The organism is Pseudoalteromonas sp. S8-8, assembly GCF_000497875.1.
In the GTDB taxonomy this organism is placed as follows: domain Bacteria; phylum Pseudomonadota; class Gammaproteobacteria; order Enterobacterales; family Alteromonadaceae; genus Pseudoalteromonas; species Pseudoalteromonas arctica.
Genome location: NZ_AUTR01000047.1, coordinates 26,846 through 50,151 on the forward strand (window position 1 = coordinate 26,846; position 23,306 = coordinate 50,151).

Annotated in this window: 17 protein-coding genes; 8 read left to right on the forward strand and 9 right to left on the reverse strand. The window is 37.7% G+C overall.

The window, feature by feature from the left end; translation table 11 throughout:
- Positions 1–335: 335 nt before the first annotated feature.
- A complete protein-coding gene (locus L659_RS0116155; protein ID WP_024591216.1) occupies positions 336–719 on the forward strand; it encodes a hypothetical protein in 384 nt (127 codons plus the stop codon).
- Positions 712–1,377, forward strand: a complete 666-nt coding sequence (locus tag L659_RS0116160) for an EAL domain-containing protein (protein ID WP_024591217.1) — start codon at positions 712–714, stop codon at positions 1,375–1,377. Before L659_RS0116155 ends, L659_RS0116160 begins: the two co-directional genes overlap by 8 nt.
- A gap of 122 nt (positions 1,378–1,499) precedes the next feature.
- On the opposite strand, the gene L659_RS0116165 is transcribed toward L659_RS0116160, so the two are convergent.
- The 9 genes from L659_RS0116165 to L659_RS1000000123245 all read right to left on the reverse strand — a co-directional run bounded on the left by L659_RS0116165 (position 1,500) and on the right by L659_RS1000000123245 (position 14,566).
- Entirely contained in the window at positions 1,500–2,462 is a 963-nt protein-coding gene (locus L659_RS0116165) for a hypothetical protein (protein WP_024591218.1), read from the reverse strand.
- Positions 2,463–2,553: 91 nt separating this feature from the next.
- Complete coding sequence (locus tag L659_RS0116170; protein WP_024591219.1) at positions 2,554–8,781, reverse strand: conjugal transfer protein TraG N-terminal domain-containing protein; 6,228 nt, start codon at positions 8,779–8,781, stop codon at positions 2,554–2,556.
- A 3-nt stretch (positions 8,782–8,784) separates the two neighbouring features.
- Complete coding sequence (locus tag L659_RS0116175; protein WP_032827111.1) at positions 8,785–10,191, reverse strand: conjugal transfer protein TraH; 1,407 nt, start codon at positions 10,189–10,191, stop codon at positions 8,785–8,787.
- A 2-nt stretch (positions 10,192–10,193) separates the two neighbouring features.
- Positions 10,194–11,201, reverse strand: coding sequence for a conjugal transfer protein TraF (gene traF, locus L659_RS0116180; protein ID WP_024591221.1), 1,008 nt, complete (start codon positions 11,199–11,201; stop codon positions 10,194–10,196).
- 163 nt (positions 11,202–11,364) lie between these two features.
- The gene (locus L659_RS0116185) at positions 11,365–11,883 is read right to left on the reverse strand and encodes a hypothetical protein (protein WP_024591222.1); all 519 of its coding nucleotides are present in this window, start codon (positions 11,881–11,883) and stop codon (positions 11,365–11,367) included.
- Between the two features lie 94 nt (positions 11,884–11,977).
- Positions 11,978–12,559, reverse strand: a complete 582-nt coding sequence (locus tag L659_RS0116190; protein WP_024591223.1) for a FlhC family transcriptional regulator — start codon at positions 12,557–12,559, stop codon at positions 11,978–11,980.
- A 1-nt stretch (position 12,560) separates the two neighbouring features.
- Positions 12,561–12,881: a hypothetical protein gene (locus tag L659_RS0116195; protein ID WP_024591224.1), complete on the reverse strand. Its 321-nt coding sequence runs from the start codon at positions 12,879–12,881 to the stop codon at positions 12,561–12,563.
- A gap of 251 nt (positions 12,882–13,132) precedes the next feature.
- Positions 13,133–13,519 (reverse strand): hypothetical protein, encoded by a 387-nt coding sequence (locus tag L659_RS0116200; RefSeq protein WP_024591225.1) that lies wholly within the window; start codon positions 13,517–13,519, stop codon positions 13,133–13,135.
- A gap of 3 nt (positions 13,520–13,522) precedes the next feature.
- Complete coding sequence (locus L659_RS1000000123245; RefSeq protein WP_024591226.1) at positions 13,523–14,566, reverse strand: ParM/StbA family protein; 1,044 nt, start codon at positions 14,564–14,566, stop codon at positions 13,523–13,525.
- A 1,267-nt stretch (positions 14,567–15,833) separates the two neighbouring features.
- Between L659_RS1000000123245 and L659_RS0116215 the strand changes: the two genes are divergently transcribed.
- The 6 genes from L659_RS0116215 to L659_RS0116240 are packed head-to-tail and all read left to right on the forward strand — an operon-like array spanning position 15,834 to position 23,305.
- Positions 15,834–16,334 (forward strand): conjugative transfer protein MobI(A/C), encoded by a 501-nt coding sequence (locus L659_RS0116215; protein WP_139016105.1) that lies wholly within the window; start codon positions 15,834–15,836, stop codon positions 16,332–16,334.
- Positions 16,324–17,073, forward strand: coding sequence for a hypothetical protein (locus L659_RS0116220; protein WP_024591228.1), 750 nt, complete (start codon positions 16,324–16,326; stop codon positions 17,071–17,073). The genes L659_RS0116215 and L659_RS0116220 overlap by 11 nt, the downstream gene beginning before the upstream one ends.
- Positions 17,073–19,565 (forward strand): MobH family relaxase, encoded by a 2,493-nt coding sequence (mobH, locus tag L659_RS0116225; protein ID WP_024591229.1) that lies wholly within the window; start codon positions 17,073–17,075, stop codon positions 19,563–19,565. The genes L659_RS0116220 and mobH overlap by 1 nt, the downstream gene beginning before the upstream one ends.
- Positions 19,558–21,579, forward strand: coding sequence for a conjugative transfer system coupling protein TraD (gene traD / locus L659_RS0116230; RefSeq protein ID WP_024591230.1), 2,022 nt, complete (start codon positions 19,558–19,560; stop codon positions 21,577–21,579). The genes mobH and traD overlap by 8 nt, the downstream gene beginning before the upstream one ends.
- Positions 21,570–22,658 carry a hypothetical protein gene (locus L659_RS0116235; RefSeq protein ID WP_024591231.1) on the forward strand — a complete coding sequence of 363 codons (1,089 nt, stop codon included), beginning with the start codon at positions 21,570–21,572 and terminating at the stop codon, positions 22,656–22,658. Before traD ends, L659_RS0116235 begins: the two co-directional genes overlap by 10 nt.
- Positions 22,655–23,305, forward strand: a complete 651-nt coding sequence (locus L659_RS0116240; RefSeq protein ID WP_024591232.1) for a DUF4400 domain-containing protein — start codon at positions 22,655–22,657, stop codon at positions 23,303–23,305. Before L659_RS0116235 ends, L659_RS0116240 begins: the two co-directional genes overlap by 4 nt.
- The last annotated feature ends 1 nt before the right edge of the window (position 23,306 follow it).

Consider the following 23,306-nt stretch of genomic DNA (forward strand, 5'->3'; position numbering starts at 1 on the left):
ATGCATTTTCGCAATTTTTAATGCACTCAAACTTAATAATAAGCGATTTAACGAATAAAATCTAACAAGCACTGTAATGTTTTTTCATGTAATCAAATTAACTCACTGAAATATAATAATAGTTCTCATTACATCAAACCTTAAATCTTTTGAATCCAAAAATTAAAGATTAAATGAAGAATTTGACTTCGATAAACTTCTCTCTTAGATCAACCATAGCTATCTTAAAGCAAAAATTGTTTTTAGCCGAAACTTACAGAGCCTATTTTACCCATGTGTAAAATTTCATGACTCAAATACCCTGTTTTATAATATTGAAAATTTAAGGAGTAATTATGAACAGAACTTATTATTTATTTTCGATATCACCACCTGTGCGAGCTATACTTATCATTTTAATGAGTATAGGCGTATTGTGGCCATTAATGATGCTCCACTACTTCTCAGGCTATCAAGATACGCCACCTAATGACCTTGCTATACCAACTTTTCTTTCATTGATTGTGCTATTAGTGCGAATGAAGGTATCAAATACGTCACTATCACTGACTATTTTCGGTTTAACGTTCCATCATATTGACGCGTTTATTGTGACAACCAGGCAAGAGGGTAAGCTGCATCGTATCTTTATAAAGGACAAAAAGAATGAAACACTAAAATCTACATTCTTTTTACTTAATCATATTCCTGTGGAGCTGGTGGAATACATTAATGAATAATGTCAGCTACTACTCTCAGTCAATCGTGGGCTTACAATCAGGTAAAGTGCTTGCATGTGAATTATTAATACGTCGTCAGTTGACTGTCGTTCAGAATAGCAAGCCATTTTCATCGAATTTTTTTATTGATAACTTGGTCGAATTAACAAATCTGAAAATAACTGCCGTAAAAAAAATAGCTGAACAGCGTAATGTATGGGTTTTCATGAATTTTTCCCGTTGTGAGATTGCTAACATTTCTTTTAATCTTTGCAGTAACCAGCTATCAAAGTTATTAGCTCACACACAAATAGTAATAGAAGTGACTGAGTGTGAAGCCAAACACAATGAAGTTATATTTGAGAAGAATTTAGCTAATTTGAAAAAGCATGGATTTCAAATTGCTATCGATGATTACGGGGTAGGGTTATCTAATATTGAATCGTTAAATTCTATAAACCCAGATTTTGTAAAATTGGATATATCGTTAATACAAAAAGCGACAACATCAAAAGCTAACGCTATTAAATTCTATCGCTTAGTCGATTTAATTAGAAACAGAGGGCATAAAGTAGTTATTGAAGGGATTGAAACAAAGGAGCAGTTATTGATTGCAAAGAAAACTAGAGCTGAACTTGCCCAAGGTTACTTGTATCATCATCCCGAAATAATAGTGTAGATCAGTATTTTACTAACAAGTTATTTGAATTGAAATTCATACCGATTTAGCCTGTTAAACGTACATTAAACAGGCTAAACATCTTCGCCTAGGCATTTTTATAAGCAAACCAGATCATAAATTTACCAACGAACCTTGTTATCTTCCTTGTAACTAATCACAACTATTTTTCTTAGCTCGTTAACAGGATCATTCATTATTCTCGTTAATTCTTCAGCACCATAGTATTTTTTTGGATATATAATTACAATTTCACCATCCTTATAGTCCGAAGCATATGCATACCATTTTTTCTTATATGAAAGATCTAATTGATTAAATATCGGCTCGTCTATGCAGGTATTGCTAGATATTTTGTTAGTTGAACTTGTATTTTGAAAGAAAAATGCATTTACAAGCGCCATACAGCTCTTTGAGAGCTTTTTATAAAACTTACTCCCGTACTTAATAACCAACCCTTTATCGTCTACATCAATAGCTATGGGCTCCAATGAATTGAAATAAGGGGTGATGTACTTATTTAAAACATAACTTTCATAATCAATCTGTAATAATGATTTCACCCGCATTGAATCTTCATAACTATTACGCATATACAAAACGTTATAAACCGTGTCCAACATCCCCATTTCACTACTTGCAGCGGTAAAATCGTATTCTGAGTTAACCTTTAAAACTTTATCCAAGTTTTCATATGCTTTTCGTAACTGTTTTTTTAAAGCGTCATTCTTCAGAAGGCTACCGAATACATGCTCACTTATATCCGTATTTTGAGTGACTTCTAGCTTACTGGTTAAAGTCTCAGCCTCGTTATCCCAATATTCGTTCAACACTGTAATATTTAAAGCGGCTGCTGATAAAGCGGTAACTTCTCTGCTGTATTCACCGATCGAGTTTATTTTTTCACTGCCGGAAACTAATACTGGTACATTTTTGGCCGAATACCAGCGAGCTTCCAACTTTACCTTTTCTCTAACCTGATGCTCAGTAAGGCCGATAGTTGAAACACTCACTTCAATTTGCTTTGCTGTTGCGTTGAAATGAATTAAACCAAGTAGAGCGACTGCAAACGTATATTTATTCATAACCAAAGCCTATCTTTAAAATTTTTAACATAATAGCAATTTTGACAATTCGCGCGACCGTTTAGAAAAAAGCCCTTTCGGGCTTTTTTTGTTATTTCTGTTTCACATAGTCAATACCGGATATATCACCATAGTCCTGTAATTTAGAACTAAATCCATCATTGAAAAATGCATTACCATCGGAATTAACGTATACATTACCAATTGGATCATCGGCAGAACCAAACGAACCGACGCGAGTATATTTTTCACCTGAGTCTGTTTCAAACTCTTTAGGGCCAACTTCATTATCAGTTAAAAACTGCATAGCATCTATTGGTAGTTCCTCTACATCTGACTCACTAGTTATTGGTGTTTTAGATGAGATTTGTGCATCAACACCGTCAGTTGTTGTTTCTATTTTTTCGCTAATAGGTACATTGTTTTTACTTCCAGCTTCTATATGAGCACCAGTGTCTACGTCTCCTGTATTTTCACTCATCATTGAATGTGGTGCAGGATGCGCATCTAAACTAGTTTCTTTTGGTGTATCTGTACCGCTAACAGCGTCACTTTCATCTAACATTTCAGATTGTTGATCTGCATTGCCGGTAACATCATTGCTTGTCGCTGGTGGCTCTTCGTTTACATCGCTAGGCATAGACTGTGTACCTGGGTCTAAGTTAGCGTTATTAGCAATGTCAGCTTGTGGCTTACTTTCATTACCACTTTGCACATCTTCATTTCTTTCACCTTTAGTTTCTAATTCCTTTTTTTGTACATCATTAACTTGTTGGGTCGCATTACTCTGAGCTAATGAAGGATCATCACCCGTATTCAGCGGTGCATTGCTTGTAGTAGCATCATCAGCTTTCACGTTTTGCCCATTATCAGCTGGTCCACCATTTAATGTGTTCTCACTGTCAACCTGAGCATTGTCAGCTTTTGGTTGAGTAGCATCATTCACTTGCTGTGTCGCGTTAGCTTGAGTAGTTGAAGCCGTAGCACCCGTATTCAGCGGTGCAGTGCTTGCAGTAGCAGCATCAGCTTTCACGTTTTTCCCATTATCAGCTGGTTCACCATTTAATGTGTTCTCACTGCCTGCCTGGGCATTGTCAGCTTTTGGTTGAGTAGCATCATTCACTTGCTGTGTCGCGTTAGCTTGAGTAGTTGAAGCCGTAGCACCCGTATTCAGCGGTGCAGTGCTTGCAGTAGCAGCATCAGCTTTCACGTTTTGGCCATTATCAGCTTGATCACCATTTAATGTGTTCTCACTGTCTGCCTGAGCATTGTCAGCTTTTGGTTGAGTAGCGTCATTCACTTGCTGTGTCGCGTTAGCTTGAGTAGTTGAAGCCGTAGCACCCGTATTCAGCGGTGCATTGCTTGCAGTAGCAGCATCAGCTTTCACGTTTTGCTCATTGTCAGCTGGTTCACCATTTAGTGAGTTTTCACTGTCAACCTGAGCATTGTCAGCTTTTGGTTGAGTAGCGTCATTCACTTGCTGAGTCGCGTTAGGTTGAGCAGTTGAAGCCGTAGCACCCGTATTCAGCGGTGCATTGCTTGCAGTAGCAGCATCAGCTTTCACGTTTTGGCCATTATCAGCTTGATCACCATTTAATGTGTTCTCACTGTCTGCCTGAGCATTGTCAGCTTTTGGTTGAGTAGCGTCATTCACTTGCTGTGTCGCGTTAGCTTGAGTAGTTGAAGCCGTAGCACCCGTATTCAGCGGTGCAGTGCTTGCAGTAGCGACATCATCTTTCACGTTTTGGCCATTATCAGCTGGTTCACCATTTAATGTGTTCTCACTGCCTGCCTGAGCATTGTCAGCTTTTTGTTGAGTAGTCTCATCCACTTGCTGAGTGGCGTTACCTTGAGCAGTTGAAGCAGCAACTCCTGTATTTAGCGGCGTATTACCTGTACCAACATCAGTAGCTTTCACATTCTGAGCGTTCAGAGCTTGATCACCATTTAATGAGTTGTCATTGTCAGCCTGAGTATTGTCTGCTTTTGGTTGTGAAGTATAACCATCAATAGAAGAAGTATTTCTTGGGACAGAAGAAGAACTATCCACGCCTTGTATCTGTTTTTCTGCCGCTTCATCGCTTACTTTTGACTGATTAGCGTTAGTTTGTGAATTTACATAATTCAATAGACCAGGAACACCAACTGCGAATGCTGATACACCAGTAGATAGTGGTATTTCGCTATTATCAAACTGAGTAGTATTTGTAGATCCTTCAGGTGCTTTAAGCGATTTATCAGTAGTTTTACTAGTCGAATTTACACTATTTGGCTCTTTACTCTCTATAGGTGACATGTAAGCATCACCTTGCTTATAGGAATAACCTTTGTCCTTTTCATTTTGATAAACAAATGAACCATCTTCATTTTGTGATTGTAAAGTAAATCTACCGTTATCAGTCTTGAATGTTGCTACAGGAGATTGACTAGAGCTTACTTCCATTGGTACATCAACATTACTTGTCTTTTGTATTTCATTCCCGTCAGAATACGGTGAAAGGGATGATAGCCCTTGCTCTTTATAAGCAACGCCAGCTTGGTCAAGCATTTCATTCATATTCTTTTTATATTCGACTAGGTTGCCCTGATCAGGTAAAGAATTTACCGAAGCCCTTAATTCATCCGAATTCTCATGTACGCTTCTTAATAAGTTATTATCTCCACCACTTAGCATTACTTTTTTCGCTAGGTCAGATGTAAATTCACCATTTCTACCACCTACAAGTGATTCGTTATCAAGCAATGCTGGTAAGTTAGCTACAGCAGAATGAGCGTCATAACTTGTCGGATTAGATTGGATAATATTGGCAGCTTTATCTTTGAACGAATTTAAAGCTGAACCTTTATAATCACCGTCCTTTCCGTAATTTATACCGGAACCAAAGAAGCTATCTTTGTCGGCTCTATCAATACCATTTTTGTATGATTGATTTTTACTTTCTAAGTCTATCTGTGATGTTTCATAAGCGAATCGTCCACCAACAGTACCACCTTTACCGGCCATCAAGCCCACTGCATCTATAGCGGACGCGTGACTAAACCCTTCTTTACCACCCATATCCATTACATCGTTAATATCGCGACCTAGCGCTGTTTTACTTAACGCTTGCTCTCCAGCTTTAAATGCTAATGTAGAACCGCTAAATTCATCTAACTCGCCAGCACCTAAACCTACAATAAAAGAGTCGTTGCCAGATTGTGTATTAGTCAAATAATCAGCTGCATGTGACATTTGTGCTACTGATTTCATATCATCAAATGAAGCTGTGCCGGTATTCACGCGACCAAACATATCTTGGATCTCAGAAGGCGATTTTGTATTCAATGCTTGAGTACCTTCATAAACACTCTTTTCGTCATAGCCTAATTCAGCAGCTCTATCAGCAGCAAATCGAGCAAATTTATCTTCTCCTTCAATCTGCCCGAACGCCCACATTGCACCGTTTAGCTCTCCGCTTTTAATTCTATCGATTACATCTTGTTGGTCACCACTTAATAAAGTATGACCTTCAACACGTTTCATTGCATCAGCTTGTTTTTCAGTCATTGCCCCGTATTTTTCTTTTGAATAGTCACTTTCAGAAGGAATATCATTTTTAAAAGGCTTATCAATCTTGGACGTTTTAATCGCATTTTCGGCCTGTTTAGCATTAGAAGTATCTGTATCTAATCCTAGTAACTCAGGGGAAGCATTTTTTATCACGCCACCATCTGCTGTAGTTTCATCAAGTTTACGGTAAGAGTCATTCATCATACTTAGCGCATTAAGCTGAGATGGTGTTGCGCCATTTGATTGGCCATTGTCGGATACAACTTGGCTCCAATCAGCAAGCATATCTGCTTGGCTGTTAACTTCATCGATAGACTGCGGTTGTTTTGCTAATGTGTCGTCAAGTATAGACAGCATACCTCCGTAACCTGCTTGCGCTGGACCTGCTAACTCAGCGCCTTCTTTTTGATATTTATCTTTGAGGTAATCTTTTTTACTATCAACTGTGCCACCAGCATCATTACCCACTAATGATTTAACTTGATCGTCGGATAGACCATCAATATAAGTATCTAAAGCTTTGCCATCTACAAGGGGTGCTAAAGCTTCATTATTTAGCGCTTGGCTAAATTTAAGACCATTACTTGAGTTGTACATTGCACCTAAGTTAGTTGAAAGTTCTCGTGATTGTGCAATTTGCTCTTGTAATTTATGCCCTTTATTTAAACTTTCTTGAAAACTTTCGCTTTGTTGATTTGATTCGGAAATATTGTAAGCACCTTGCTCACTATTAGTTGTTTGCCCCTTATGGCTTTCTGCTACATCTTCAAGAAGCTTTTGGGCTGAACTATCCTTTATACCAAATTTAGTCATATCCATATTTGATAAATTTGTTGAAACGCCTGCGTTCAAACCAAGCTTACCAGGAGTAGGAGTATCACCTACCGCAGAAAAACCTTTAGGCGTATTAACGCCGCCCCCTACTGAAACTCCTGCTTGCCCCATAATTTGGAATGCGGCTTGGCTAGCAGCATCCGAAGAAATACTTTGCCCTTCTTCAAGTGACTTTTTCAATGCAACGGTTTTTTCGGCCGTATTCATATCTCCCCAAGTCTTGTTTTTTGATCCTGCTACTACATCTGCGTTTTGTTCAAGCGACGCCATAGCAGTAGATGCAGTCTGCTCATATGCTTGGGTTTTTGATTGAACATCTTTCTCGGCAATGGATGTTGAATTACCTAATGAATTATTAATACCAGAATCTATATTTACGTTTGCAAAACGACCCGAATCACTTGATTTCACGTTAGCTTCAATAGCTCCAGTGCCAGCGTTGTATGTATTGCTGTGCGTACCCATACTTTGCGCACCATCAGACCATGAACTTGATAATCTTGGGGCCATATTTGTACCATCAACACTGCCTTTACCAGTTGGGTTAACAGAACTCATAACACCCATTAGTGAGTGAACACCACCGTAAAGTAAAAACATTGCAAGCATTGGAATTGCAGCAGTTAAAGCAGAAGCAACACCTAAGAAGCCCTCTACTTCAGATATTACAGCGGGCATAGCTCCCATTGAAAATGGGTCCATCTGTGCGAAACTAGTTGATACTGAAAATGCTTTTTCTGCTGCTTTATATGTAAATAAATCAACAAAAACCTTTATGAAACCCCATAAATTGACGAACAAGATGAGGTACATGTATTTACCTATCATGGCGAAGCCAGCCCCGCCCATAACAGATAATAGGATCATTACAGGGCCTATAAAGAACGTAAACATTTCAAAAACAGAAATCATTGGAATCATGTAGTTCATGAACAAAGAGCGTTCACCTGCTTGCTCATACAAACGTTTTTGCATTGACTCAAAAACCATTTTATTAACCCACGGGCTATCTTGACCTTGTAGAGCCTCGTAAGTATGAAAAGCAAGAAAACGACCAGCCATTATTTCATATGGATTAGGGCTGGCCATACCGCCACCAGTCAAAAGGCTATATGCAGCAGTTATAGAAGGACCATCAACGCCGCGCGCTTCATAATAACTAGAAACCATAGTAGGGAATTTGCCCGTATTTACATGGGCATAGATTTTGTTATAGGCCAAGTCACACGATAGATACTCTCCATCTGGACTATTATTTAAAAATATTCTCGTGTAGTAGTCAGGGTATGTAACCTTAATTTTATCAATTACCTTGTCTAAGCGAGCTGCATCTAGTCCACCCATGTTCCCATTTGGATTACCTGTACTTAATAGCTGGTCAGGTATATAGCAATCATTTATATAATTTTTGATAGACGTTTTAAAGTCGTATTGTCCCGGGTGATCTAAGGAGTTTATAACGGGAGACATAGGAATAGAATGGAGTCTTACAAGTGCTCCTAATGGGTCTGCGGGTGCATTACTGCCCATTGAAGGTGTTGTGAAGTTATTGGCAGCTATATCACGTAAGCCACCTATTAAATTCGTACCAGCCCAAGAAGGAACAGCTACTAAGAAAGGTACATTTGAGACAGTTCTAACGTCAAGCGAACTAGTTGAAACTGATTGTAGATGAACAGTAAAACGTGGGGATAGGGGACCTACAAACATAATAAAGCCCATAACGCCGAAGACAAACTCTTTAAAAGGGTAAGGTGAGCGCTCTGGATCTAAAATATACTTAAAGTATGATAAAAATAGAGTTAGGAATATTAAAATCCCTGCACCTGTTTGTATTTGCTCGTAAGTCGAACCAGCGTTAAACATACGAGCTACAGCAACAAGAGTATCATTCGCAAACTCTAAATCACCTTGTAAATAAACATTTAAGTCCATATATCACCCTTTAGTCTGTTTGGTTATAGCAGAGATTTGCACTACTGTTTGGAGGGCTTGGGTGCTCTCTGTATTACTTGCATATATCTTATCGCTTACAAGCTCATACTGTTTGCTAAAGTCTCTGTATGCAATTTCATACTCCTTTTTTAAAGATGTGCCTGAGTTATACATATTTTCTTTAGCCGAAGCGGTCATTGCATAAACTTTGCTGACCTGATTAAAAACTTCGTCGTTAATTTGTCTCAACAACAATGTAGCTGCATAATTCGCAATATCGTCTATGTTTATATGGTTCTCTTTAGCAAATACTGCCCAACGTACATATGGGAAAGTGAATATTTTAGCAAAGCGCTTCTCCTCTGCGTTAAGAGGTGTTTGACTTAAATATTTAGCAAAAATACCAGGGCTACCGGCTTCTCCAACAAGTCTCGCTTTTACTACCATTTCTAATGGAGTAAAGCTCACTGTTTCTGTTTCAACATTTAAGCAGCGATAATCGCCTCCAGTTGGGATAGTTTCATTTCCACAGCTTCTAATTTTTATCGGTACAGCTGTTTTCCCAAAAATGAAATCAGAATAATTAGCAGGTCCAGTGTTATCAACTCCCGGTTCTGAATCTACATCAGTCGCACCATTTTCAAACTTAATAACTTTGGTACCCAATAAAGTCATTAACATAGACGCCATTTTTTTCTTCTGCGTATCACCTTTAAACTCAAGCGCATCCAAAAAAGGCGTTGCTGAAGTTGGGTTTAGTAAGGTAACCGCTTGATAGACTGAGTTACCTTCAAGAGTTAGTTTTCTGGTATTTAAATCTTTCTTTTCATTTGTATTTTTATCGCCAAGAATAGACCCCGCCCAGCTAGTAACAGAACCGACTTTTGAGGCCATATCTGAACTAATAAGACTTTCTTGCATTACCAACCTATCTTCACCAACATATTCGTTATTAGCTAAGAAGGTTTGAGATTCAGCGCAGGCATTTCGAGCCAGTTCATTAAATCGCTGTAATTTGTTTTGTAAGTTCTCCATTTCTGCAGCACATGTTGAGCAGATATTATTAATTGCTAGTTTAAAAAAGTACGCAGCTGCACCTTGAGCAACAGCTCTACCAACTTGAACTAGCTCGTCGCCTGATATTAGACCAAACGAACCTCCATATAGATCTACGCCGCCACAACCTACTGACATAGATGGGCTTTCTAATGATACAACATCAATTGTAGGCTGATTCCAACGAGCAGAAAATTGACCTAACCCCCAGTTATTGCCACTAGCAACGTCAACTTGATATGGACCTAAATCATTTTGATACGAATCAAATAAGTCTTTCATTCCTGCATTAGCATTTTGAGAGCTTGTTAATATGCATAAGCTAACAAAAATTCCAATTCTTTTTAATTTCATCATTATTCCCCAGAAAGAGAGTTAAACAGTTGAGCACCTACTGGCTTAGAATCAGCTAATTTCGCTTTTAGTATTTCAGCTAAATAACCAGGATCATTCTCAATTAATTCTGCATCCGCTAACATAGTTCCATCCGTATCGGTCAGCACATTTATCTCCCGAACGTTTTGAGTTTGTTGATACTGTTCATCGGTAATTACATTTTTTAAGCGGGCGGATAAAAGAATACGGTCTTGCATTAGAGGTAATGTAGTTAAGCCTTCACCTATTTTGGTAAAACCGGTACCGTCATTAAGAGCCATAAACATGGTTGGTGTGAACTGAACGCCAAAGCGTTGAGCAACATTTGTTTTATCAACCACAACTTCAATATCTTCCATGCCGGGCAATACTGAACCATCCATTGAGATAGCAAGTACATTCATACCGAAGCGTATTTTTAATTCTTTTAATAACGGAAGTTGTTTTTTGCAATAGGCGCAATTAGAGGAGAAGAAAAACCATAAATGAGATTTTTCATTGATTGCACTAATAACATTGCTTATCGCTTTTTTAGTGTCATCTTTAAATACGTTTAATGAAAACGTGGACATAGGGCGACGTTTTGATTCATCTAATTCAGATTCGAACTGATTAAATTCCGTTGTTTTAGTTGCAAATCGTGAGCCCATATCTAGCATGTAACGCTGAACATACATGTATCGTGCAATGTTTTCCCTCGTTGGGTTATTAATTGCAACTTCTTGATATTCTGGTATTTTTGATCTGAGCCAAGCAACATCTAAGCGCACTTTTTCTTCTTTTTTCTCTTCTTCTGGCTTAGTTTCAGCTGCAGGTGCTGCCTGTTTTTCTTTTTCTGGCTCATTTTCAGGTTCTACTGGTGGATCTTCAAACCAATACCAACCTCTGTACTTATCGCCATAAAAAGGAGAGTTTGTTGAAGTTGATGATGCAGCTGAAGCGTTAAAGCAATTTGCAAGTAGTAAAGTAGCTAATATAGTGTTTTTCAAAATGACCCCCAATATTCAATTGAGCCATTTTCTTATTTATATAGGAACTTTTGAAATAATAGAGAGTACAAATATGCTACCTCTAAACATTCAATCGTCTAAAAAAGGAGGGGGATAGTTAACTGAAGAAATAAAAAAGAGGCTAATGAGCCTCTTTTATAAATTATAAAAATTGACTTGGAATTTCACACAATGAAATAGAATTTACATTACCGACATCTGAGATTTTTTGAATAAAACGCTTAGTATTACTTGCTTGCTTAAATTGATGCCATGGAGAAGAAAATGACATTTGTTTATAGTACAGCTCCACGCTTTGTGATAAATAAGCCTTAGTTTTTAAGAGTTCATCTGCCACATCACCTTTTAGGCGAGAACATGTAGCCTTTACATTTACGTGATTGAAATCAAAATCAAATCCTGACAAACTTTTATCTAAGTTAGCTACTATTAAAGCTAAATATTTAGGTTTATCTTTTTGAATTAGCACACCCGCAAGATAATGCTTTTGTTCAGCATTATTGTTTGACCCAACATTAATTAGCGAAGCCTGTTCATCACCTAGTAAGTTAACAAAATTAATGCTTATTTGTGACTTATTAGGAATCATTGGATCAAGCCATTCGCCGGCCTGCAAAGGTAGTGAAGCAATAAGAAGTAATGATAAAAAAGTTTTACGCATAAAAAACCAACACCTTGGCACTTGAAATTGCTACTAGTATTGGTTTTCAAATATTAAAAATCAAATTTTTTAAATGCGTCTCTTACATTAACTTTTAAACTTGTTGTCGCTGAGGTAAATTATCATGCATTGGAACATCAGTTATCTGATCTTCAAATAGCTCATGTTTCTCACGTTTAGCCTTTGGAGCTTTCGCACCAGTAATTTGGCACGATGCACAAAGGTTTATATCAGAGTTGTCATCATAATGAACTACATAAGACTTAGAACAACAAGCACATGAGGGCATAATACCAAGTAGCTGTTCACGTACTAGTGGGAAAAAGTAAAATATACGAGTAGGGTGAATTTTTGAGTTTGGGTACAATGCATTATAAGCATAGTACATATTCAGTAATTGAACACCAGTTATAGGTCTGTCGAGCTGGGTATCTTTATACATTTTTTTATATAACGATAAAATTCTGTCGGCCATCAACCGCCCTTCAGTATCTTTTACCCAACCCCCTTGACCACGACGAAATTGTCTAGAAAAAGGGAGGTCTTTCCAAAAGTGTTTAATGTTGTCTTTTCGTCTATGAGACAAAGCAAGTAGGATCTTCTTCTCAGTACCTAACACTGCTAAAGCGCATATTGCAATTTCATTTTTATAAATATTAGTCAATGATATAGACATTCTATTTAACCTCAGAAGCAAATATGTGGTCTATTGACCCTGCTTTTGGCTTGTTTTTTGTCATACTAGCAATAGCTTTAGTTAGGTCACTTGGTGAGCACGCTAATTGGAATAAAGGAAGGCGAGAATCTGCATTTTTTAAACATGCAATATCTTGAACATGTGTACTTTTAAGGGCTTCTACAAGTTGTGAATCAATGCCAATGACACCCTCAATATCGCAATCAAAATCAATAAGTGACTTAATAATTAATAACAGCTCCACATTACAATTAAAGTAGTTATTAATTTGCTCAGCAAGGTTGTTAGCATTTTCTAGCATTGCTCTAGTTCCGTTTAAAATTATTCAATGAATTTGAATTATAGATTCATAAAAGGAACATCTCAATAAAAATAACGTCACCACTTGTGACTAGGGGTGGGTTAATTTTTAATTTAAATTATAAATACTAATAGATTCAATGCTTAATGAGACATTAACTTAAAACATTTAAAATAAAAAAAATTAAATTACATTTATTTTTCAAAGCGCTTTATAAAATGCCCATCCTAAAGGATTGGATGAGCAGTTATTTAATCAGGATTTCCATTTGAATCTGTAAAATTAAAATCAGAATCGTCAATGTACCTGCCCAAGTAAGGTACGAGGTCAAGTTGGTCTTCATCTTCCTCAACTTGTTCTACAGACTCAATTTGGGTTTGTTCTTCAGGCTTACTTTGAGTTTTTTCTACAGCATTAGAGGCTTTGTTCAAACTACTGCTAACCAAAGAGTGATTCGATTGGTTAACTGATAATTTTACCTCGCCCCCATTATTAACTAGACTCTCAAATAACAAACCTTGAATGGCTAATCTAATTAACTCATTAGGATAGCCAGATAACTGAGAATCATTGACCAAATGAACCCCAAGTTTACTTTCTCTTTTTATTCTCGCTGTTACTTTAATTATACTACTCATAGGTTAACCTCTAACGACTTGTTTGCCTGCGTAGAACAACCCCTCAACAACGGTAGTTAAATTATTTTCTAGTACAATCATTTTGTGATGTGGGTATTGCGCTCTAATAGCAGGTTCAAACGTTTTAATAGGTCCACCAAATAAAACAAAATAATCAATGTCATCACCGCTACCTACAATATTTCTTACATAGTTTGCAGCCGTACTTGTAGAACTATTTATATTCCCCGTTACGTCATATTCAATACCAAGATCATTATCTTCTTTTTTGCAAATTGGAAATGGGTATTCGTAACCTCTAACCTTTAGCTTTCCATTTTTTTTCCAGAAAGCATCATCCACTAAGCGCCTTGATAGGTTGTTAGTTAATGAAAAAGCTTTTGATAGGGTCGGTATTATCTCATTCAACACAGTTGAAAAGCCGTTCTCAGTTGCACCACTTCTTTTTTCTATTGGCGTTAGTCCACGAGATGTACATACATCTAGTGTTAAGTATCCGGCATCGATACAAACAACGTTTGCTGTTTTAAAGTTTTTTTCAAACTCTTGTTTAGGTAGACTTGTCGCATAAGAGACTAATCCAGCAACAGGTTGTGGCAACACCATAGTCTTTTTAACTATTCGTTGCTTACCGCCTTTGAAATCATGCACACCTTCAGTTAGCTTTATAAGCTCATTTTTTTTGGACCAATGATTAACTGGTAGGCCAACAACAAGCAAATCAATAACACGATCATGCATTAGAGAAAGACTGCCTTTTAATAATGCTTTATATTGTTTGGAACCAACATAATGATCACTTAAAACATCATCAGAATCTTGAGCACTTAAATAAGCATCCGGCCCAACTTCAAAAATGTCGCCATCAATATCTACTTCTACCGTTTCACGCTTACCAATCCCCATATCGGCTTGCCCAATTCGGCTCTCATTAATTCGCCCAACAGAAGAGCTAAACGTTTTTATCACTGGCTTATCGTCACCCGACACAGTAAAACTTACTGTTCCGAACCCAACCTCAGCAGCTCTCACTATCTTCTTAGCCATTCTCTACACTCCTATATTTATTGTTCAGGCAGAGAATACACCCAGTAATTAAAAGCTTTAAATATTAGAGCACCCCAAAATGACACCTCTAAGCTTTAATTATGGAACTAATTAGCTATTTTGAGTGAGCGAAAACTAAAAACACAGTCAATACCAAAGCCACAGAACAAAATGGGCATAAAACCGGCATGAAAGCGGCGTAATATGGAAATGCGCAGTTTATGGTATTGGAGATGTCAATCGCTTATAGGCAAGTGGTATGAAAACGGCACTAAAGCGGCACAATATGGCACTATATTATTTATTATATTGGGTAGGTCGGTTGTTTACCGGTAGGTGGCAAAAAAACGGCACAAAAACGGCGCAACATGGCAATACGTAGGGATTAACGATAAGTAAACAACATATAGTTCTCATGCTGCTTTTATTTATGAACAGCGCTACTCGTTTAATATTTCCATCTTATTAAATGCATTAACGCTCTAACAAAGTGAGCCTCATTTCTGCTTTATTGGTATAGCCAGCATTATGATTGAGATGCTGAACGATAAAAAACTCGCATATTTATAATATAAAACTAAGACTATTACGCCTCAATAATTTAGAACCATAAAAATCTAAAGTCTAAAACCGCCCTCAATTAATAGGGTGCGATTTTTTTTACGCCCATTTTTAGGGCATTACCACTAGTCTCAAAGATATAAATTAATTAAAACTACCCTCAATTAATAGTGCATTCCCCCAAAACCTACCCCCAATGGCGCAACTCTATTTATTTAGAGGAAATACGCTAAATTTCATGCTTCTTAAAATAAAAGTTTACAAAATAATAAATCAGCAAAAAGAAAAGAAACCGCCCTCAATTAATAGGGAGAGATATTTTTTGCGCCCATTTTTAGGGCAGAATATTAAATTAAACTAATAAAAATAATTAAATGCGCCCTCAATTAATTAAGACCTCACTCAAAACGCCCATTGCGGGCATTTGCCTAATCAATCTTAACTTACCAAATAAAACACGAAATAAACAAACCTCTAAAACTTAATTATCCCCTTAATTAATTGGGGGCAGCTTTTGCAAAACCGCCCGTTTAGGGGCAGTTTGAGAAAACTGCCCTCAATTAGATTTTAGGGCATCAATAGTAAAAGAAAACCTCACCGGAAGGTGCTCGAAATTTACAACATGCATTTATACCCTCTGTATTTTTTTTCTCTTACAGATAATTACGCGAAAATAACAACAAGACAGAAACAAGAGTTTAAAAAAATGAACCAAGATGCATTTGAAGTACGGCAGTATTTAACTGATAAAAAGGACGACCTAGCTTTAAAGCTTGATTCGTTAGTGGATGGGTATTGGTGTGCTTGGCGAGACATGAATAGACAAATCATAAGTCAAGCCGCTAATCCAGACCGAACCGATAAAGTCGGCAAGGTTGCACCGAGCATTCGCATATACAAAACCAAAAACCACAACCGAGTAACACTCAGGTGGCGAATTTACGAAAATAGTTGGGCAAGGCTGAATGTTGCTAAAAGCAATAAGCAGACGCTTCGCTACGCAAAAGAACTCAAGCGGAATAAAGATGGCACCACAAGTCGATTCCAATTAGTAAAAAACGCTGAAAGCTGGGAAGTTAAATTAATTGATGAATTTCTAATTGAAGCAGAGCCAATTATCACACTTATAAATATGATTCATCAAAGTTTAAAGCTACTAAACAACACAAAAACTTTAGAAACTAAGGAGATCCAAAATGCAGAATAAAACTGAAAATTCAATATCGGCTGAACATGTAAAGAATAACCAGGCGCAAAGAGCCACAACAAAGCATGCTGGTAAAATGAAAACAATCACGACCACGATTAACTATGAAACAGACCACACTCACTCATATTTAAAGCTTAACGAGCATAAAATTTTAAATGCATTCGAGCGCTTAGCCGCAATTCTACGCATGGCAAAAACCTCAAGCGTTGCGTACACAAGAATAAGTGAGTGGCATAGAGATATTAATTTAAATCTTGCTCAAGCTCAGTTGGACACACTTCATGAGCAACGTGTAGAGCGTGAGAAAAGTTTACCGGTTATGGGTGACTTTATAATTAATACACCAGACAACTATGCCATGCAATTTGAAGTTTCGCACCCAGTAGGACTCACAATTACTCAGTTAATTGTTGCCGTGGACAAAGAGTTAAACGCAATTGAAAAATTATTTATGTTTGGTGCTTTAGATGATCTTGAGTATGAGCAAGCTTGCAAACAGGCAGCAGCAATTGTTACTGGTGTTACTGACAGAATAATGAAAGTGACTTCGCCGGGTAAACGTGAAGGTGGCCAATTTAATCCGCGTTACTATTTGGAGTTTTTACGTGATCCACAATTTAACATGCTTTCGCTGTGTGACATTCCTTATGAGGTAGCAAAAACAATACTGACAGAAGAGCAATTAGTATTAATTGTTAAAGCTAAAAATGAAGATAGTGAAAGCAAGGTAGCCTAATGTCATTTGTATCCACCATGAAAATGCTATTTGGTATATCCACTTCTACCAAGCCGGTTTCCGGTGACGTAGAAGTGCTTAACGATAAACCTAAGCCCATCCACCTACAGACCAATGTAAGTGGAGAAATTTATCTGGATATTTATAACAGGCCGGTACACGATGCTGAAGCTCAATTTTACCCACCCAAAGTAAATGGTCTGAGTGTTTTTTGTGTAGATGCCATTTTAAAGCGCTATAAGGACCAAATTATAGCGCTTGAGCAACACGTAGATATTGGGTTTCATAGAACCACTGAGGATGGTGTTAATCTTTTTGGCGCGCGTTATTTGAGTGTAATTCGCAAGTTGGCCGAATATGTTCACATGCTTCCTGCATCTGAATACCACCACCATTCACAACCAGGTGGATTATTTCGGCACTCGCTAGATGCAGCTTTAATCGCTTTACGTAAGGCAGACAATCAATTGCCTCCGACCGTGGGCAAAGTGGACTTAGATGCACAACGTCGTGTCCGTTACATGTATGCAGCGTGGGTTGGGGCGCTTTTACATGATACAGGTAAAATTTTGACAGATATGCAGGTGAGTGCGTATACAATTTTTGATGATGAAAAAAATATAAGTGTACCAATCGCGAGTTGGGGGAAACCAATTAAGCCTTGGATACCACAAATTGAAACTTTAATTGAATGGGCTACCCGCAATAAAGTCGAACGATATTTTGTCCATTTTAGGGCTTCTCGTGTACACAGGGAACACGTATCTTCAGGTGCAACTCTGTTACCTCACATATTAAAAGGAGAGGGATTAGAGTTCATTATGGACTCCCCAGATGATTTATATAGCAATCTAACCTCTGCACTCAACGGATATGCTCATATCAATGGATACCTTGCCACTGCAATTCGTTTTGGAGATTCAGTGTCAACGGCTAAAGATGTCAAAACAATGGCAACTTCGGCTTTTGGTACCTTAAAAAAATCCAGAATGATGTCTATTGTTGATACGATGCGAAGTCTTAAAAGTAAATGGAATTTTAATACCGAAAAAAGTCATGCTTTTGTAATTGGAGATTGTGTTTTTATTCGTTGGCAATCAGCGTTTGATGGAATCCTCAAAGCTGCACGCGCTAACCACTTCGATGCTCTGCCAAATGATACCAAGTCACTATTAGGAATGATGGAAGACTTCAGAATAGTAGAGCCATTCGATAAAGAAAATCGCTTTGCGCTATTTGCTATAGGCAAGTTCACTGAACAAGATGTGATCAACATCATTGACGAAACAATCAGCATTAGTTGGATTGAGTTGATCAAAGTGGTGTATCGCGAGTGGATATATGATTCTGACCCAGTGCACCCAAACTTAGAAGGTTTGCTTTACCTAAGTGGATCAAACAAATATTTCATTACGAAAGAAGATGGAAGCTTTACAGAGCTAAGCTTTGACACTGCAGCGCTTAGCGAAGAAAAAGAGACGGTAATTGAAAGTACGAACGAATTACATGACAAAGTTAACATTAGCACGACTAAACAAACCGTTTCAATTAACACTGCTGTAAACGATGTGAAGGAAAAAACCAATACCGCCAAAACAGAAAAAACAGTTGCGCCTAAAGGTGAAGTAAATACCGGGGGGGAAAATCAGGTCACGGCCAAAAAGAAGAAAATGGCAAAGCCTAAAAAACCGGAGAAGGCGAATGTTACACCAATTCTATTTGAGAACGACACCGATACCTCTGTAGTACAAACTGAACAGACTTCACCTGCGGAAAAAACTGAACAGACTTCACCTGCGAAAAAAACTGAACGGGCAATACCACCAGCTTTGGAGATAGAAAAGCCTAGATCCCACGACTATGTTTTGCAAATCAATAATAAATGGTACGTAGACGTAAACAAGTACGTTGAAGCTCACAACACTAATCAAATCGAAGCTGGGCAAGAGCTATTAAGCAAAGGTTTTATAAGGCAAAAACTAGGTAGCTCATCCCTTGCAACACTTGTTCGGCGTCAAAAAGCGAAGTCTGTCGTTTGCTTTGAACTAACACCTTTAGGTCAGTCCTCGTTAACTGGCGCTGTTAAAAGAAGTTCAGAAACCAAAAAAAGTTTTAATGCCAATTCATCTAAAGCAAAGAGTATGACTATTAAGGAAAAAGATACTGCCGGTAAAGATAAATCTAGTTTGCCTTCAACCGACCCAACAGAGTTTGAATTCACAACAACAAGCATCAAAGGAAGTCTTGGCGAAATCTTGCTAGCTCACAAAATTAAGGTGTCTGGTGGTCCAGAACACATAGACATTATATTAAAAGAAGTAGCGTTAGTTAGCGATTCAAACCCATCTTTTATAAAGGGGATACGAATAAGCAAACTAATCCAATCAATGAAAGCGCGCTATAAACATGACGTAAAAATTAACGACATGAGTTCCTTTTCCATACAAGTCCACATACAAGATGTATCAAATACAGAGGTGTTCAGTGAGTAGCAAGTACAATAGAACAGATGGACGATACGTTGAGTTTCTATTTCGACCTATCTATGAAGTAAACACAGCAATAGCTTATGGCATTGGTGCCATAACAACTCCGTTTATGACTTTAGGTGCATTTCAACCAGGAGCAACCGTTTCATTTGGTATTGCTGGCATACTAGCTGGTGGAAGTTATTTGTATGCTATGAAAGCAAAACCATTAATTGAGCGTCAGTTAAAACTAAAACTCAATAGAAAAGAGTTTATGGATTGTAAAAAATTACGAGAAATCAACTCGCTTGAACCAAGAATAACGAATGATAAATTTGTTGACCCTAGACATAACTTTATGGGGTATGGGTTCGAATGGGGTTCTGAACATGCCAATCGTATTTATCAAGTTATGAATATGGACTCTAAACTAACGGATATAAAGCTGCCATTTTTTCTACGTAAAGCAACAGACGAATTTCAGCATGAAACTGAAGAGCTTGGTGGAAAACCCTTTATCCATGCCGTAGGCGATGAGACAGAAATAAAAGTTGTGGAAGATACATATTTCGGGCACACACTCATATCAGGAAATATAGGTACAGGCAAAACAACTCTATTACGCTTGCTTAGCCTAAACGCTATACATATGGGTGCTAAAGAAAGTTCAGCTCGCTTCAATATAAATGGACAACAAAACAAGATCAAACAAGGCGACAAAACAAAAAATAACAGCAAAGTAATCGTCGTTATCGACCCAAAAAACGACACTGACTGGAAAGAGTCTATCAAGCAGGAAATGGAGCACTTAGGCTATGGCGATAGGTTTTTCAGTGTGCATCCAGCTGCACAAAGTGACTCTTGTCGTATACCGTTACTAAAGAACTTTGTACGCGTCTCAGAAATTGCTGACAGAGTGGCACCACTAATGGGTACTTCAGGGGGCAGCAAAACCTTTGAAGATTTCGCCTATGAACAAATAACATTTGTGGCTGCAGGCATGGAGTACATTGGCACACCTATTCGCTTAACATCCATCCAAAAAGCGTTGTCTTCAGGGAAAATACCGTTCTGTGAAAAAGTGTTACGTGTGTTTTACGAAAGGACACTAGGGCCGGAGTACGAAACAAAGCTGAATATGGCTGAGTACCTTAAAAAAGGTGTAGAAGCTTGGCAAGTAATGAGTGAATACTATAAAGCTCGTTTAAGCGAGTCGCATGAGAACGCGGCTATATTGGGTATTATTCAATTAATAGAACACCCTTCTGAGCATTTTATAAAGATGATCACATCGTTACGCCCTGTATTAACGGCGTTAACGTCAAAGCCAATGGATGATTTGTTTTCCCCTATTGATGATCCCGAAAGTGAAGATAAACGAAGAATAGTAGATTTAGATAACCTCATGGAAAAAGGGGGGTGTCTGTATATAAGTTTAGATTCAATGACTGATAATAAAACGGCAGGTTTTTTAGCGCGTTTGATTATGGCTGAGATTGCCGCCGTGTCTGGTCGCCGTTATAACAATAACGACAAGAAAGCATCACGAGTTGCTGTTTTCTTAGATGAAGCACATGCCGCACTTGAAAATAATGACAGCTTATTAAACCTCCTTGCTGTTGGTCGTGCATCATCAATCGAGCTTTACCTTGCTACACAAACAATCAGCGATATTGCAGCTAAAACAGATGAGCCTACAGCAAACAGGGTTTTAGGATTATGTAATAACTTCATTTCTTTTAGAACAACTGATCCAAAGACCCAAGAGTATGTTGCTGCGCAATTTTCAAAGACAGCAATTACAAAAGTTCAAAATCAAAGTTCATCTGGTGCATCAAGTAGCGAAAGTATATTTGCCTTCAACTCAATGCATGGTGAGCGTTCAGCTAAAGAGATGGATGATTCATTTCCAATGGGCTTAATGGGCGATTTACCAAAACTTCAATACATAGCACGGTTAGCAGATGGCCGTAAACTTAAAATGAGGTTACCTATTGTAATTAACAGCTGCCCAGAGGAGCGAGCCAAATGGTTATAGAAAAGTGGCGAATTGAAAACTTTAATGGTTTAACAGCTGAAAAAACATGGCTTTCACTGAATGACATTGAAAAGCAATCATCTAAGAATGAGATACGAGCACGACTAAGTGAAAAAAATCAGGATAAGTTTTTAAAGTTATGCAGTGATAACGAAGCATTATTGAAATTGGCAAGAAACCTTGCGCTGTATGTTGGTTTACAAAACAAGATATACAAAGAACACGTATTTAGCCTAATTATGAACGGCGTTATAGACAATCTTGAAAATACAAAAGTTGAAACTCTAATTCTGGCAGTATCAGAAAACTTATACCCAATCATTTACGCAAAAGTGTCGGGCAGGCCAAAAGGCCAGCGATTGTCAGCCTCATTAACGTGGGATTTTACGAATGAAAGTTTATATTCGTGGATTGAAAACAATAACTTTGAGTCAATTTCAACGACTGAACTTAACGTAAAGTTAGAGTACCTGCGTAAAGATGAAGTAGGGCTACTCATTTTAAATAAATTCTTTGACGCTGAATCAATTTTAAAATTCATGCATGCAGTTAAAAATAAATCTCTGACAGAGAAAGCGCAATTGGTTGATTCAATTGGTGAGTCAAATATTAAAATACAATTGTCGATGATAGATACCATCAACCCGGCAGTAGTAAAAATATGCAACAAAGTAAAAGAGTACATGGGCAACATTGATATATTCAATAGTGGCGCACCTACTTACATATCCATCATTACAACATCATTGAGCGCATATTACGCCAAGGCTGAGATACAAGGACAATCGGCTGCGTATTTGGTTTTTTGTGAATATATTTCAAATCAATTAACTCAATTATGTTGCATGAAAATTCAATGTGAAAATGAGGTGTGGGATTGGACCAAAGAAAGCTTGCGTGCTTGGTCAAATAAACACCCAAAGGACAATTTAATAACATTGCATACGCCAACGAAAGAGACGAATAAAAAACTATATTTAATTTTCAATCTATTGGTATTCAATCGCATTGATTTAAGTATTTGGGGAGTGCCGGCCACAGGCAAAAGGCTGGCAGTATTTTGGGGGGATGCAGTATGAAGACTGCAATTACAAGTAAGCATACGCGTTTAGAAATATTATTACTGCTGTCCTCACTTTCTGTAGCAGCCATGTTACTCATGCTGTTATTAACTGAACCAGACGAATACAAATCGAATGTACTGCAAGAGTCATATCAGATTAAAGGTGCGATTTCAGAGAATGATTGGAACGTATTGCATAACGAAACCCTCTTTTTACAAGATAAATGGGTAAATGGGAGTGGGCTATACAAATGGTTTTTATCAAAGTTAATGCCTGAAAAGGACACGGAATGGGATGGTGTCATAGGTAGTACGTTCCAAGAAAGATTAGCAATAAACGGGCAGATACTAGCGTATCAGATCGCTTTGCGAATAATGATGTTTAAGTATTGGTTGTTTGTGTCACTTCCACTTTGTTTAGCTTTAATTTACGGGTCTGTGAACAGACACAAAGCAAACGCATATAGATTTGGTGGGGCTAAACCTAATTTGGTGCGTTTATATATAAAAATCATTTGGGTTTCATTCTGCTTATTTACATTTTTTATGTTAGCTCCGAATTTTGTAGGCGGAGTGTTGCCCTATTTTCCATTTATTTATTTGATAGGCATTGCCTTATTGATTTCAGGAATAATCCGTAATTTCCATAAAGGTACAAGTTAAA

What these genes read in the sequence shown, in the direction of transcription:
- L659_RS0116170 (WP_024591219.1), bottom strand. Translation starts at nt 8,781, where the DNA reads ATGGACTTAAATGTTTATTTACAAGGTGATTTAGAGTTTGCGAATGAT.
- L659_RS0116235 (WP_024591231.1), top strand. Translation starts at nt 21,570, where the DNA reads ATGGTTATAGAAAAGTGGCGAATTGAAAACTTTAATGGTTTAACAGCT.
- L659_RS0116215 (WP_139016105.1), top strand. Translation starts at nt 15,834, where the DNA reads ATGAACCAAGATGCATTTGAAGTACGGCAGTATTTAACTGATAAAAAG.
- mobH (WP_024591229.1), top strand. Translation starts at nt 17,073, where the DNA reads ATGTCATTTGTATCCACCATGAAAATGCTATTTGGTATATCCACTTCT.
- L659_RS0116175 (WP_032827111.1), bottom strand. Translation starts at nt 10,191, where the DNA reads ATGAAATTAAAAAGAATTGGAATTTTTGTTAGCTTATGCATATTAACA.
- L659_RS0116155 (WP_024591216.1), top strand. Translation starts at nt 336, where the DNA reads ATGAACAGAACTTATTATTTATTTTCGATATCACCACCTGTGCGAGCT.
- L659_RS0116165 (WP_024591218.1), bottom strand. Translation starts at nt 2,462, where the DNA reads ATGAATAAATATACGTTTGCAGTCGCTCTACTTGGTTTAATTCATTTC.
- L659_RS0116160 (WP_024591217.1), top strand. Translation starts at nt 712, where the DNA reads ATGAATAATGTCAGCTACTACTCTCAGTCAATCGTGGGCTTACAATCA.
- L659_RS0116200 (WP_024591225.1), bottom strand. Translation starts at nt 13,519, where the DNA reads ATGAGTAGTATAATTAAAGTAACAGCGAGAATAAAAAGAGAAAGTAAA.
- L659_RS0116240 (WP_024591232.1), top strand. Translation starts at nt 22,655, where the DNA reads ATGAAGACTGCAATTACAAGTAAGCATACGCGTTTAGAAATATTATTA.
- L659_RS0116185 (WP_024591222.1), bottom strand. Translation starts at nt 11,883, where the DNA reads ATGCGTAAAACTTTTTTATCATTACTTCTTATTGCTTCACTACCTTTG.
- L659_RS0116220 (WP_024591228.1), top strand. Translation starts at nt 16,324, where the DNA reads ATGCAGAATAAAACTGAAAATTCAATATCGGCTGAACATGTAAAGAAT.
- L659_RS0116190 (WP_024591223.1), bottom strand. Translation starts at nt 12,559, where the DNA reads ATGTCTATATCATTGACTAATATTTATAAAAATGAAATTGCAATATGC.
- L659_RS1000000123245 (WP_024591226.1), bottom strand. Translation starts at nt 14,566, where the DNA reads ATGGCTAAGAAGATAGTGAGAGCTGCTGAGGTTGGGTTCGGAACAGTA.
- L659_RS0116195 (WP_024591224.1), bottom strand. Translation starts at nt 12,881, where the DNA reads ATGCTAGAAAATGCTAACAACCTTGCTGAGCAAATTAATAACTACTTT.